Source organism: Kocuria sp. U4B (assembly GCF_054875615.1).
Genome location: NZ_CM142180.1, coordinates 2,619,528 through 2,632,988 on the forward strand (window position 1 = coordinate 2,619,528; position 13,461 = coordinate 2,632,988).

At 74.6% G+C, this 13,461-nt stretch carries 9 protein-coding genes and 1 pseudogene; 6 read left to right on the plus strand and 4 right to left on the minus strand.

The window, feature by feature from the left end; genetic code table 11:
• Position 1 precedes the first annotated feature (1 nt).
• A complete protein-coding gene (locus ACYSMR_RS12425) occupies positions 2–2,179 on the plus strand; it encodes a L,D-transpeptidase family protein (protein ID WP_461745584.1) in 2,178 nt (725 codons plus the stop codon).
• Between the two features lie 71 nt (positions 2,180–2,250).
• Here ACYSMR_RS12425 and ACYSMR_RS12430 read toward each other — a convergent pair whose 3' ends face one another.
• The 4 genes and pseudogenes from ACYSMR_RS12430 to ACYSMR_RS12445 form a co-directional block, all read right to left on the minus strand.
• Positions 2,251–2,853 (minus strand): TIGR03085 family metal-binding protein, encoded by a 603-nt coding sequence (locus ACYSMR_RS12430; protein WP_251334437.1) that lies wholly within the window; start codon positions 2,851–2,853, stop codon positions 2,251–2,253.
• 101 nt (positions 2,854–2,954) lie between these two features.
• Entirely contained in the window at positions 2,955–3,410 is a 456-nt protein-coding gene (locus ACYSMR_RS12435) for a DUF3817 domain-containing protein (RefSeq protein WP_309124989.1), read from the minus strand.
• Positions 3,397–5,349 (minus strand): ABC transporter ATP-binding protein, encoded by a 1,953-nt coding sequence (locus ACYSMR_RS12440; RefSeq protein ID WP_461745587.1) that lies wholly within the window; start codon positions 5,347–5,349, stop codon positions 3,397–3,399. The genes ACYSMR_RS12435 and ACYSMR_RS12440 overlap by 14 nt, the downstream gene beginning before the upstream one ends.
• Positions 5,349–7,072: pseudogene (locus ACYSMR_RS12445) on the minus strand (ABC transporter ATP-binding protein). The gene ACYSMR_RS12440 and the pseudogene ACYSMR_RS12445 overlap by 1 nt, the downstream one beginning before the upstream one ends.
• 234 nt (positions 7,073–7,306) lie before the next feature.
• Between ACYSMR_RS12445 and ACYSMR_RS12450 the strand changes: the two are divergent.
• From ACYSMR_RS12450 to ACYSMR_RS12470, 5 genes are all read left to right on the plus strand, one after another.
• The gene (locus ACYSMR_RS12450; protein WP_251334441.1) at positions 7,307–8,098 is read left to right on the plus strand and encodes a DeoR/GlpR family DNA-binding transcription regulator; all 792 of its coding nucleotides are present in this window, start codon (positions 7,307–7,309) and stop codon (positions 8,096–8,098) included.
• Positions 8,095–9,069 (plus strand): 1-phosphofructokinase family hexose kinase, encoded by a 975-nt coding sequence (locus ACYSMR_RS12455; RefSeq protein WP_251334442.1) that lies wholly within the window; start codon positions 8,095–8,097, stop codon positions 9,067–9,069. The genes ACYSMR_RS12450 and ACYSMR_RS12455 overlap by 4 nt, the downstream gene beginning before the upstream one ends.
• Before the next feature lie 94 nt (positions 9,070–9,163).
• Positions 9,164–11,284 carry a PTS fructose transporter subunit IIABC gene (locus ACYSMR_RS12460; RefSeq protein WP_461745590.1) on the plus strand — a complete coding sequence of 707 codons (2,121 nt, stop codon included), beginning with the start codon at positions 9,164–9,166 and terminating at the stop codon, positions 11,282–11,284.
• Positions 11,285–11,348: 64 nt separating this feature from the next.
• Positions 11,349–13,049, plus strand: coding sequence for a phosphoenolpyruvate--protein phosphotransferase (ptsP, locus tag ACYSMR_RS12465; RefSeq protein ID WP_251334444.1), 1,701 nt, complete (start codon positions 11,349–11,351; stop codon positions 13,047–13,049).
• Between the two features lie 75 nt (positions 13,050–13,124).
• Entirely contained in the window at positions 13,125–13,403 is a 279-nt protein-coding gene (locus tag ACYSMR_RS12470; RefSeq protein WP_251334445.1) for an HPr family phosphocarrier protein, read from the plus strand.
• Positions 13,404–13,461 lie beyond the last annotated feature (58 nt).

A 13,461-nucleotide genomic window follows, 5' to 3' on the forward strand; every position in this document is an offset into this window, starting at 1 on the left:
CATGAAGATCTCAGCACTGCGCATCCCCACGGCGCTCGCGGCCTGCCTCGTCGTCGCCCTCGCCGGTGCGCCGGGGGCGTCCGCGAGCCCCGGCGAGGCCTCCCCGTCCGCCGGCGCGACGGCGACCGCTCCTGCTCCGACCGGGACGGCGACCGAGGCGACCGCCGAGGCGGCCGCGGAGACCACCGCGCCGCTCGCGCCGGAGGACGACGAGCTGGCGCTGACGCCCGCCGACGGCGTCCGGGCCGTCGACGTCCTGGCCAACGACGGGCTCGCCGACCCGGCCGCGGTGCGGGTGCTGCTCGTGGACCCGGCCGCGGCCGGGGAGCAGCTCGGCGGCGAGCTCGCCACCGGCCTCGGGTCCCTGCGCGTGGTCGGGCCCGGCACGGACCCGGCCGCGCTGCCGGAGGGCTGGGACGTTCCCGCCCACCCGGTCCTCGCCCTCGACCCGGCCGGCGCCGACCCGGGCGAGGCCCCGTCCTCCGTCGAGGTGAGCTACGCCGTCGTGGACCCCGCGGGCACCGAGGCCCGCGCCGTGCTCACCCTGACCCGGCCGGCGGCGGACGCCGGCGGCACCGCGCCCGGCAGCCCGGCCCCGGAGTCCACCGGCAGGTCCACCACCGCCCCGACCGCGGAGCCGTCGTCCCGGCCCACGGCCCGGGACGACCAGTCCGCCGCGGCCGCCGAGGACGTGGACGAGAACGCGGGCGTCCCGTCCGCGGTGCGCCAGGCCCTCGAGGCGGCGGCCCTGCGCGAGGCCGCCCGGACCGGCGCGCCCACGTCCCCCATGCGCGCCTGGAGCGGCGGCTGGGAGTGGCCGCGCGCGAACGGCGTCGTGCTGTGGTCGCAGGCCCACGGGGCCCACTACGTTCACCTGCGAGGGGCCATCGGGCAGAAGTGGGCCGCCACGGGTACGGTCGCCACCCTCGGCTGGCCCGTCGCGGACGAGGCCTGCGGGATGGCCGGCGGCGGGTGCCGGCAGTCCTTCTCCAACGGCCGCACCATCTACTGGAGCTCCGCCATCGGGGCGCGGATCGTGCACGTGAACGGGGACATCGCCCGGAAGTGGGCCCGCCTGGGCTCCGAGCGCGGGGCCCTCGGCTATCCGACCGGCGACCGGATCTGCGAGATGGCCGGCGGCGGGTGCCGGCAGTCCTTCTCCAGCGGCCACTCGATTTTCTGGAGCCCCGCCACGGGGGCGCGCATCGTGCACCTGAAGGGTGCCATCGGCCAGAAGTGGGGCAAGCACCGCTGGGAGCGCGGGGCCCTCGGCTACCCGGTCGGCGACCAAGTCTGCGGAATGGTCGACGGCGGGTGCCGGCAGTCCTTCTCCAACGGGCGGTCCATCTACTGGAGCCCCGCCACCGGGGCGCGGATCGTGCGCCTCAAGAGCGCCGTGGGCCAGCAGTGGGGCCAACAGCGCTGGGAGCGCGGGGCCCTGGGCTACCCGGTCGGCGACTACGTCCCCCAGGGCGGCGCCGCCGCGTACCAGAAGTTCCGCAACGGCATCATCACGTGGAACGCGTCGTCGGGCACCCGGACGTACATGTTCCGCGGTGAGTGCCAGAACCTCAACAACGGCCGCTCCGTGCAGCCCACCCGCAACGCGGCCCGGGTGTCCCTGGCCGTCGCCGAGGGCTACGGCCGGTCGGCGGCCACGTTCATCAACTGCGTGCGCATCGGGGGCAGCTACGTCGAGGACTGGCGGACCTCCGCCAACGTCGGCGCGAGCGGGTTCAAGAAGCCGGGCGTGCCCTCCGGCCACACCCAGTACCTCTACTCGCCGCAGGGCTCCTACTCCGTCACGGAGTCGTTCGGGGTCTACAACCCCGGCACGGCCCTGCCCTACCGCCAGCTCAACCCCAACTCCCGCTGGGGCGGGCGCCTGGGCACGCTCTACAACAAGTACTTCGAGTCCACGGGCTACACCTGGCCGGACGAGAACATGTGGTACTTCGCGCAGTCCGGCGACTACCGGCTGGGCGTAGTGATCAACTACAACCGCCCGCCGGACTCGCCCATCGTCCAGGGCAACGGGTTCGCGATCTTCCTGCACGCGAACAAGAAGCCCACGGCCGGGTGCATCGCGCTGCACGAGCACGAGGTCGCCCGGTACATGCGCACGGCGAAGCCGGGCGACCGGATCATCATGGGGGTGCGTGCGGACCTGTTCCGCTGACGGCCCGGACGCACGAGGGGGACCGCGCCGCGCGCGGCCCCCCTCGTGCGTCCGTTCCCGGGTGCGCGGACCTACTCGACGGTCTCCTCGACCTTCGCCTGCGCGCGGCGCCCGAAGGCCCACAGCAGCAGCTCGCTCGGGGTCCCGCGCAGCACGCGCACCCGGCCGGTCTTCCCGCGCCCGCCGCGCACCGCACCGAAGGACGGGGCGATGAGCACCACGGCGTCCTGCTGGTCGTTCAGCATCACCTTGGCGAGCAGGTTCAGGGACCGCCAGAGGTCCTTCTCCTCGTCGTGCAGCAGGGGCCGGTCGTGCCACTCGGGCTGGGCGCGGCGCACGTCCTCGTGGTGGACGTAGAGCTCGACGGTGTTCAGCCGCTTGTCCACCGGGCCCAGCCGCGCCGGGGAGTACAGCGGCGGGCGCTCGACCTTGTGCACGAGCTGCTCCCACGGCAGCCCGGCGACGGCCTCCTCGGAGCGCCGGGCGCGCTCGCCCAGCACGGGCAGCTGCGGCAGGGCCCTGCCGGCCAGCACGTCGGGGCGGCCGTCGCGCAGCACGAGGTGCACGGCGAGGTCGCGGGTGGTCCAGCCCTCGCACAGGGTGGGTGCGTCGGGGCCGAGCCGGCGCAGGAGCGCGGCGAGGTGGCGGCGCTCGACGTTGGCGAAATTGGTCACGGGTTCCTCCTCGCGGCCTCGCCGACGGTCGGCGGGGCCGTCCGGTGCCCACGCTATACCGGGGCGTCCACGGCCCGGAACCGACGCGGCCGGGCCCGTGCTCAGCCGCGGGGGACGGGCGGGCCCAGGTACAGCAGCACCGAGGTCAGCACCGCGACGACGGCGGCGCTCGTGAGCACCGCGAGCAGGGGGCTGCGCAAGGCCCACGCCTGGAGTCGCTCCAGCGCGGTGGCCGGCCGCTCCCCACCGGGGGAGAGCCGCCACCCGCCGGCCAGCCGGCCCGTGCGCACGGCCCGCCGCTCGAACGGGACCGTGGCCCAGGGCACGACCGAGCTGAGCAGCCCCAGCACCCCGAAGCCGGGGGACCACCGCTGGTTCACCCACACGAAGCACGTCACCACGCAGTAGCTGAGGAACACGACGCCGTGGACCGTGCCGAAGACGGGGACGAAGGCCTCGGAGACCCCGGTGTACTTCAGGACCATGCCGAGGATCAGCAGCGTCCAGGTCACCGCCTCCGCGAGGGCGAGTCGGCCGTAGAGCTCACGGGGTGTCATGGGAGGGGATCTCCTGGGGGTCGCGGGGCGGGGCGTCGTCGTCGGCGGAGGCCGGGGCGTGGAACTGGCTGGTGTGCAGCCGGTGGTAGGTCCCGCGGACGGCCAGTAGCTCTTCGTGGGTGCCGTGCTCGACGATCCGGCCCTCCTCCATCACCAGGATGATATCGGCGTCCCGGACCGTGGAGAGCCGGTGGGCGATGACGAAGGAGGTCCGGTCGGTGCGCAGCGCCGCCATCGCGTGCTGCACGAGCAGCTCGGTGCGCGTGTCCACGGAGGACGTGGCCTCGTCGAGGATCAGCAGGGACGGGTCGGCCAGGAACGCGCGCGCGATGGTGATCAGCTGCTTCTCGCCCGCCGACACGCCGGCGCCCTCCTCGTCGATCACCGTGTCGTAGCCCTCGGGCAGCGCACGGACGAAGCGGTCCACGTACGTGGCCCGGGCTGCGGCCAGCACCTGCTCGTCCGTGGCGTCGAGGCGGCCGTAGCGGATGTTCTCCCGGATGCTGCCACCGAACAGCCACGCGTCCTGCAGCACCATCCCCACCGTGGACCTCAGCTCGGCGCGGGACAGGTCCGTGACGTCCACGCCGTCCAGCAGGATCCGCCCGGCGTCCAGCTCGTAAAAGCGCAGCACGAGGTTGACGAGAGTGGTCTTGCCCGCGCCGGTGGGCCCCACGATCGCGACCGTCTGCCCCGGCCGCGCCTCGAAGGAGAGGTCCCGGATCAGCGGCACAGCCGGGTCGTAGGAGAAGGACACGCGCTCGAAGCGCACGTGCCCCCGGGGCCGCTCCGGCAGGCGGGCGCGGGCCGCGTCGGGGCGCTGCTCGTCCGCGTCGAGCAGCTCGAAGGCCCGCTCGGCGGAGGCCACCCCGGACTGCAGGGCGTTGGCCATGCCCGCCATCTGGGACAGCGGCTGCGTGAACTCGCGCGAGTACTGGATGAACGCGGTGGCGCCCCCGAGGCTCAGCTGCCCGGAGGCCACGCGCAGCCCGCCCAGCACCGCGATGCCCACGTAGGAGAGGTAGGAGACGAACTGCATGACGGGCATGATCGTCCCGGACACGAACTGCGCCCCGAAGGACGCCCGGTACAGCTGCTCGTTGCGCTCGTCAAAGCGCTCCACCATCTCCTGCTCCCGGCCGAAGACCGTGATCAGCTCGTGGCCGGAGAAGGACTCCTCGACGTGCCCGTTGAGCGCGCCGGTGGCCCGCCACTGCTCCGTGAACAGCCGCTGGGCGCGCACCCCGACGACCCCGGCCGCCACGGCGGAGAAAGGCAGGGCGAGCAGGGCCACGAGGGCCAGATGCCAGGACACCACGAACATCATCACCACGATGCCGACGACCGTGAGCAGCGACTGGACCAGCTGGGTGAAGGACTGCTGGAGGGCGGTCTGCACGTTGTCGACGTCGTTGGTCACCCGGGAGAGCACGTCGCCGCGCTGGCGGGCGTCGAACCAGCCCAGCGGCAACCGGTGGAGCTTCTCCTCCACCGCGTTGCGCAGGTCGTGGACCACCCGCATGACCAGCCGGTTGAGCAGCAGGCCCTGGGCCCACATGAGCACGGAGGCCACGAGGTACATGGCCAGCACCAGGAGGATCAGCCGCCCGAGCGCCGGGAGGTCGACGCCGGCGCCGGGGACGACGTCCATCGCCGCCACCATGTCCGCGAGGCCGTCCTCGCCGCGCGCCCTCAGGTTCTGCGCGGCCTCCTCCCGGGACGCGCCCGCGGGCAGGGCCCGGCCCACGACCCCGGCGAAGACCACGTCCATGGCCCGGCCCAGCACGAGCGGGGCCCACACGTTGAGCACCACGGACACCGCCCCGAACGCGGCGACGACGACCAACCCCGGCCACTGCGGGCGCAGCAGGCCGAGCAGCCGGCCCGCCGAGGGCCAGAACTGCCTCGCCCGGCGGGCAGGGGCCTCCGGCTCCGCCATCAGGCGACCTCCTCGGCGCTGATCTGGGAGGCGACGATCTCCCGGTAGGTCTCCGAGGAGCCCAGCAGCTGCTCGTGGGTGCCGCGGGCCGTGATCCGCCCGCCGTCGAGGACGAGGATCTGGTCGGCGTCGCGGACGGTGGACACGCGCTGGGCCACCACGATCACCGTGGCGTCGCGGGTGACGGACCCGAGGGCCGCGCGCAGCCGGGCGTCGGTGCCGACGTCCAGGGCGGAGAACGCGTCGTCGAAGAGGTACACGCGCGGGCGGGCCACCAGCGCGCGGGCGATGGACAGCCGCTGCCGCTGCCCGCCGGAGACGTTCGTGCCGCCCTGGGCGATCGGGGCGTCGAGGCCCCCGGGCATCCGTCGCACGAAGTCCTCCGCCTGGGCCGTGCGCAGCGCCGCCCACAGCTCCTCGTCCGTGGCCCCGGGCCGGCCCAGCCGCAGGTTCGGGGCGACGGTGCCGGAGAACAGGTAGGCCCGCTGCGGGACCAGGGCCACGCGGGCGGCGATCTGCGCGTGGGAGAGCCGGGGGAGGGGCACGCCGTCGAGCAGCACGGTCCCGCCCGTGGGGTCCATCAGCCGGGGCAGCAGGTGCAGCAGGGTGGACTTGCCGGAGCCCGTGGAGCCGACGACGGCGGTGGTGCGGCCCGGAGGCCGATGCCCTCGAGCACGGGCGCCTCGGCCCCCGGGTAGGAGAAGGTGACGTCCCGCAGCTCGACGACGCCGGCCGCGGACGCCGGCTCGGCCGGTTCCGCGGGCTCGCGCACGGAGGGCTCCGTGCCGAGCACCTCCCCGATCCGCTCGGCGCAGACCAGGGCGCGCGGGACCATCATGACCATGAAGGTGCCCATCAGCACGGCCATGAGGATCTGCAGGAGGTACTGCAGGAACGCGGTGAGGGAGCCCACCTGGAGCTGCCCCGCGTCCACGCGCAGGCCGCCGAACCACAGCACCGCGGCCGTGGCCACGTGCAGGACCATGGTGATCACGGGGAACATCAGCACGAACAGGGCCCCGATGCGCACGGAGACGTCGGTGAGCTCCCGGTTGGCCGCGGCGAAGCGCCGGGACTCGTGCTCCTCCCGGACGAAGGCGCGCACGACGCGCACGCCGGCGATCTGCTCGCGCAGCACCGCGTTGATCCGGTCGATCCGCTCCTGCATCCGCCGGAACAGGGGCATCAGCCGGGTGGCCAGCACGCCCACGGCCACCGCGAGCACGGGCACGGCCACCCACACGAGCCAGGACAGGCCCGCGTCCTCGCGCAGCGCCATGACGATCCCGCCGACGCTCATGATCGGGGCCGCGACCATGAAGTTCAGGGTCATCAGCACGAGCATCTGGATCTGCTGGACGTCGTTGGTCCCGCGCGTGATCAGGGACGGGGCGCCGAAGCGCTGGACCTCGCGGGAGCCGAACGAGCTCACGCGCCGGTAGACCGCCCGGCGGAGGTCGCGGCCCGTGCCCATGGCCGCGCGGGCGCCGCAGTACACCGCGGCGACCGCGGCGGCCACCTGGACGAGCGCGACGACCAGCATCACCTGGCCGGTGCGCAGCACCAGAGCGGTGTCCCCGCGGGTGACGCCCTCGTCGATGATCCGGGCGTTGAGGCTGGGCAGCAGCAGCGCGGCGACCGTGGCGGTCAGCTGCAGGACGACGACGGCGAGGACCCACGGCCGGTAGCGGCCGGTGTACTGCCGGACGAGACGGACAAGCATGGCCGTGGCGCTCCTGCTCGCGGGACGGGGAGGGCCGCTGGGGTCGTGACCCAGGCTACGCCCGCGCCCGGGCACCTGCCGCCCCCGGCGCCGGGGCCCGCGCGGGCCGGCCGGAGCGCCTTGCGACGCCGCGTGAAGTGGATCACCTCAGCCCCTAGCAAAACCACACGAACTCACATAAACTCATAGGAACGCAGGGCCGATCGTCGGCCCCCTGCCCGGGAGGTGCAGTCCATGTTCGCCGAGGAACGCCAGGCCGAGATCGCCACGCTCGTGTCCACGACCCGCCGGGTCAACGGTGCCGAGCTGGCCCGGCGCTTCGACGTGACCATGGAGACCGTGAGGCGCGACCTGGCAGCCCTCGAGGCGGCAGGCCGGCTGCGGCGCGTGCACGGCGGCGCCGTGTCCGTGGACCAGTCGACCTCCGACGAGAAGGCGATCCACTCGCGCCAGCACCTCAACACCCCGGAGAAGCGGCGCATCGCCGAGGCCGCGTTCGAGCTGCTGCGCACCAGCGGCGCGGGCGCGGTGGTGCTGGACGCCGGCAGCACCGTCGAGGCGCTGGCCGACCTCATCGTCAAGACCGACTCCACGCTGCCGGACGGGCAGGAGCAGCTCATCATCACCCACGCCCTGCACATCGCCGCGAAGCTCGCGGACGCCTCCGGCATCGGCCTCGAGCTCGTCGGGGGCCGGGTGCGCAAGCTGACCTGGGCCGCCGCCGGCGGCCGGGCCGCGGAGCACTACGGCCGGCTGCGCCCCGACCTCGCGTTCGTCGGGTGCAACGGGATCCACGCCGAGTTCGGGCTGAGCACCCCGGACCCCATCGAGGCGGTCGTCAAGACCGCCATCGTCCAGACCTCCCGGCGCGTCGTCGTCCTGTGCGACTCCGCCAAGCACGATCAGGAGACCCTCATGCGCTTCGCGTCCCTCGCGGACATCGACACCCTCATCACCGACCGCGCCCCCGGGCGCGCGCTGGCCACGGCGCTCGAGAAGGCGGACGTCGAGGTGATCGTCGCGTGATCCTCACCCTCACCCTCAACCCGTCCCTCGACCGCACCGTCGAGCTGCCCGCCCCGCTGCGCCGCGGCGCCGTCCAGCGCGCCTCCGGCGCCCGCCAGGACGCCGGGGGCAAGGGCGTCAACATCTCCCGCGCCCTGCGCGCCAGCGGCACCGCCACCCTCGCGCTGCTGCCCGGCGACGCCGGTGACCCGCTGCTGGCGGAGCTGGCCGCGGCGGACGTCCCGTACGAGGCCGTGCCCGCCGGCGCGCCGATCCGCTCCAACATCACCATCACCGAGCCCGACGGCACCACCACGAAGCTCAACGCCCCGGGGACCCCGCTGCGCCCGGAGCAGCTCGAGGCCGTCGTGGAGCTGCTGACGACCCGGGGACGGGACGCCTCCTGGGTGGTCCTCGCCGGGTCCCTGCCGCCCGGCGCGGACGCTGACGTCTACGCCCGGATCGTGCGCCGGGTCCGCGCGGCGCTGGGCGCCCGGGCGCCCCGCTTCGCCGTGGACACCTCCGGGCCCGCCCTGTCCGGGGCCACCTCCGACGACGACGCGCTGCCCGACCTCATCAAGCCCAACGGCGAGGAGCTCGCCGAGCTCGTGGGGACCGGCAACGGGGAGCGGCTCGAGGCGGACCCCGACCTCGCCGCCACGACGGCCGCGGCCCTCGTGGCGCGGGGGCTCGGCGCCGTGCTCACCACGCTCGGCGCCGGCGGGGCGGTCCTGACCGTCCCGGGGGGCTCCTGGCACGCCGTGCACGCCCCCGTGGCCGTGCGCTCCACCGTGGGCGCCGGGGACAGCTCGCTCGCGGGCTACCTGCTGGCCCACGAGCGCGGGGACGCCCCGCACGAGTGCCTGCGCCAGGCCGTCGCCTCCGGCTCCGCGGCCGCCGCGCTGCCGGGGACCCGCGTCCCCGCCCTGGCCGAGACCGCCCCGGAGGCGGTCACCGTGCGCGAGCTGTTCCCGCACGCCGTCTCCGGCTGACCCGCACGACCCGCACGCGCCACCGCACCGCCACCGCACCGCCACCACACCCCGAACCACCCGGGCCGCCCGGCCCGCACGCAAGGAGGACAACGTGTCCGAGCTCATCACCCCCGACCTGGTCTCGCTCGACCGGGACCTGGGGGACGACAAGGAAACCGTCATCGGCCAGCTCGCCGCCATGGTCCAGCGCGCCGGGCGCGTCGGACAGCTGGACGGGCTGCTGGCCGACGCGATCGCCCGGGAGAACAAGACCGCCACGGGCATCCCGGGCGGGATCGCCATCCCGCACTGCCGCTCCACCGAGGTCACCGCCCCGACGCTGGCCATGGCCCGCCTGGCGCCCAAGGTCGACTTCGGCGCCAAGGACGGCCCCGCCGACCTCGTCTTCTTCATCGCCGCCCCCGAGGGCGCCGACCAGACGCACCTGAAGCTGCTGTCCAAGCTGGCCCGGTCCCTCATGAAGAAGGACTTCGTGGCCGCGCTGCGGGCCGCGCAGTCCGAGCAGGAGGTCGTCCGCGTCGTCGACGGCGCGCTCGGGCTCGGCCCCGCGGAGGGTGTCGCCCCGGCCGAGGGCGGCGCCCACGCCGCCGGCTCCACCACCGCGGCCGCGGTGCCCGCCGCCGCGGCCGGTGCCGCCGCGGTCCCGGCCGCGGCGGTCGCCGCCCCGACCGGGGTGGAGAGCACCGCGCCGCACGCGGGCCGCAAGCTCGTGGCCGTCACCGCCTGCCCCACCGGTATCGCCCACACCTACATGGCCGCGGACGGGCTGACCTACGCCGCCGAGGAGATGGGCGTCGAGCTCCAGGTCGAGACCCAGGGCTCCTCCGGCTTCAGCAAGCTGGACCCCTCCGTCATCGCGGCGGCGGACGCGGTGATCTTCGCGACCGACGTGGACGTGCGCGAGCGGGCCCGGTTCGCCGGCAAGCCGTTCGTGGCCTCCCCGGTCAAGCGCGGCATCGACGAGCCCAAGGTCATGATCGAGGAGGCGCTGGCCAACGCCCAGAACCCGAACGCCCCGCGCGTGCAGGGCGGCGGCGGCGACGCGGACCAGTCCGCCACCTCGGGCGGCAGCGAGGGCTGGGGCACGCGCATCCGCAAGGCCGTGATGACCGGCGTGAGCTACATGATCCCGTTCGTGGCCGCGGGCGGTCTGCTCATGGCCTTCGGCTTCATGGTCGCCGGCGCGGACATCGCCAACATCGCCGACGACGTGCTCGGCACCGCCACCCTGTGGAACCTCGGGGACTACTCGGCCGCCCAGTACATCGGGGCCGTGCTGTTCAAGATGGGCAACCTGGCCATGAGCCTGCTCGTGCCCGCACTGGCCGGCTACATCGCCTACGGGCTGGCCGACCGTCCGGGCATCGCCCCCGGCTTCGCCGCGGGCCTGGTCGCCAACTTCATGGGCGCCGGCTTCCTCGGCGGCATCGTGGGCGGTCTGCTGGCCGGTCTCGCCGCCTACTGGCTGGCGCAGCCGCGCCTGCCGCGCTGGCTGGGCTCCCTGATGCCCGTGGTCATCATCCCGCTGCTGGCCACGATCTTCTCCTGCGGCCTGCTGCTGCTGGTGCTCGGCGGGCCGATCGCCACGTTCATGGCCTGGCTGACCGCGGGGCTCAACGGCATGACCGGTGCCAGCGCCCTCGCGCTCGGCGCCATCCTGGGCCTCATGATGGGCGCCGACCTCGGCGGCCCGATCAACAAGGTCGCCTACACCTTCGCCGCGGCGGGCCTGGGCGCCGCGACCGCCGTCAACACCGCCCCGCAGGAGATCATGGCGGCCGTCATCGCCGCCGGCATGGTGCCCCCGCTGGGCATGGCGCTGGCCTCGACCATCGCCCGGCGCTACTTCACCATCGCCGAGCGCGAGAACGGCAAGGCGGCCTGGCTGCTGGGCGCGTCCTTCATCTCCGAGGGCGCCATCCCGTTCGCCGCGGCCGACCCGCTGCGCGTGCTGCCCGCCTCCATGGTCGGCGGCGCCCTGACCGGCGCGATCAGCATGGCCACCGGGGTCACCTCGGCGGCCCCGCACGGCGGCGTGTGGATCCTGCCCGTCATCGGCAATCCCCTGATGTTCCTGCTTTCGGTGCTGGTCGGTACGGTGGTCACAGCAGCAGTGGTCGTCGGGCTCAAGCACGTGGGCGGGGCGCACGGTAAGGTCGCCGATGCCGCGTCTGCGCGCGACGACGCGGCGACCGTCCCGGCGACCGCCTGAGCGGCCGGCACCGGACACGTCCGGAGTCCTGATCGACCACGGCTCCCACGAGGAAGAGGTAGACATGCAGACACTGACAGGCGTGGGGGTGTGCGCGGGCCGCGTGATCGGCGAGCTCGTGAGCATGCCGGCCCCGGTCGGCGAGCCCGCCCCGGGCCTCGCCCTGCGGGACGAGGAGCCCGAGGCCGCCGTGGCGCGGCTCCAGCAGGCCGCGGCGGAGGTCAAGGCCGAGCTCAAGGCCCGCGCGGAGGCCGCCACCGAGAAGGACGCGGCGGACGTGCTCAAGTCCACCGCCCTGATGGCGGGGGACAAGGCGCTGCTGAAGAACGCGTCGAAGCTCATCACCGGCCGGGGGCTCGCCCCCGAGCGGGCCCTGTGGGAGGCGGCGAGCGCCTACGCGGACCAGATGCGGGCCCTCGGCGGGTACATGGCCGAGCGCGCGGCGGACATCGAGGACGTGCGCGCCCGCCTGGTGGCCCGGCTGCAGGGCCTGCCCATGCCGGGGATCCCGCAGCGGGACACCCCGTTCGTGCTGACCGCCGAGGACCTGGCGCCGGCGGACACCGCGACGCTGGACCCGGAGAAGGTCCTGGCGCTGGTGACCTCCGGCGGCGGGCCGCAGTCCCACACGGCCATCCTCGCGCGCAACCTCGGGCTGCCCGCGATCGTGGCCGCCCGGGGCGTGGAGGCGATCTCGGACGGCACCAGGATCTTCGTGGACGGCGCCAGCGGCGAGGTCCGCACGGAGCCCGGGCTGACGGAGCAGGCCCTCGTGGAGGCGTGGCTGCGCAGCGCCGAGGCGCGCAGCGCCTTCGACGGCCACGGCGTGCTGGCGGACGGGACGGAGGTCCCGCTCTACGCGAACGTCGGCACCCCCGACGACGCCCGCACCGCGGCCGCGGCCGGGGCCCAGGGCGTGGGGCTGCTGCGCACCGAGTTCTGCTTCCTGGGCCGCGACCAGGAGCCGACCGTCGAGGAGCAGGTGGAGCAGTACGCCGCCATCTTCGAGGCGTTCGCCGGCAAGAAGGTCGTGGTCCGCACGCTGGACGCGGGCGCCGACAAGCCGCTGCCCTTCCTCACCGACACCGACGAGCCCAACCCCGCGCTGGGCGTGCGCGGCTACCGCACCGACCGCTCCGTGCCGGGCGTGCTCGCCCGCCAGCTCGAAGCGATCGCCCGGGCCCGTGAGCTCACGGGCGCGCACGTGTGGGTCATGGCGCCGATGATCTCCGCGGCCGGCGAGGCGCGGGACTTCGCCGCGATGGTCGCCGCCGCCGGTCTGCGGGTGCCCGGGGTCATGGTGGAGACGCCGTCCGCGGCCGTGACCGCGGACCAGATCCTGCGCCACGTCGAGTTCGTCTCCCTGGGCACCAACGACCTGACGCAGTACACGATGGCCGCCGACCGGATGCTGGGCTCGCTGGCCGAGCTCAACAGCCCGTGGCAGCCGGCCGTGCTGCGCATGGTCGGGCTCACCGTGGAGGGCGCCCTGCGCGCGGAGGCCGCCGGCGGCGGGCGCCGCAACGTGGGCGTGTGCGGGGAGGCCGCGGCCGATCCCGCGCTCGCCGTGGTGCTCGTGGGCCTCGGCGTGCACACGCTGTCCATGAGCCCGCGGGCCCTGGCCGCGGTCGCGGCGGTCCTGCGCACCGTCGACCTCACCACGGCCCGCGAGCTCGCGCAGCTCGCGGTCGACCAGTCCAGTGCGGAGGACGCCGCCGCGGCGGTGCGGGCCCAGCTGCCCGTGCTCGCCGAACTGGGCCTGTGACCGGCTCCCGGCGCGCTCCCGCGCACCGGGGCCACCCCTGACCACCCGCTCCCACCGAACGAAGGAGAACCCACCATGGCAGAACGCACCGCCACCATCGCGTCCAGCGTCGGACTGCACGCCCGTCCGGCCGCGATCTTCGCCGAGGCCGCCGGCGAGTACGACCTCGAGATCACGATCGCCGCCGAGGGCGAGCCCGAGGACGAGGCGATGGACGCCTCGAGCGTGCTCTCGCTGATGTCCCTGGGTGCCGCCCAGGGGGACAAGGTCGTCCTCCGGGCCGACGGCGAGGGCGCCGACGAGGCCCTCGACGCGCTCGTGCGCATCCTCGAGACGGACCACGACGCCGAGTAGGCATCGCCCGGCCGCCGACGGCGCCCGCCCACCCTCCGGTGGGCGGGCGCCGTCGTGC

Excerpts from the sequence above, each read along its gene's own strand:
- ACYSMR_RS12470 (WP_251334445.1), top strand. The coding sequence starts at position 13,125 with ATGGCAGAACGCACCGCCACCATCGCGTCCAGCGTCGGACTGCACGCC.
- ACYSMR_RS12450 (WP_251334441.1), top strand. The coding sequence starts at position 7,307 with ATGTTCGCCGAGGAACGCCAGGCCGAGATCGCCACGCTCGTGTCCACG.
- ACYSMR_RS12435 (WP_309124989.1), bottom strand. The coding sequence starts at position 3,410 with ATGACACCCCGTGAGCTCTACGGCCGACTCGCCCTCGCGGAGGCGGTG.
- ptsP (WP_251334444.1), top strand. The coding sequence starts at position 11,349 with ATGCAGACACTGACAGGCGTGGGGGTGTGCGCGGGCCGCGTGATCGGC.
- ACYSMR_RS12425 (WP_461745584.1), top strand. The coding sequence starts at position 2 with ATGAAGATCTCAGCACTGCGCATCCCCACGGCGCTCGCGGCCTGCCTC.
- ACYSMR_RS12440 (WP_461745587.1), bottom strand. The coding sequence starts at position 5,349 with ATGGCGGAGCCGGAGGCCCCTGCCCGCCGGGCGAGGCAGTTCTGGCCC.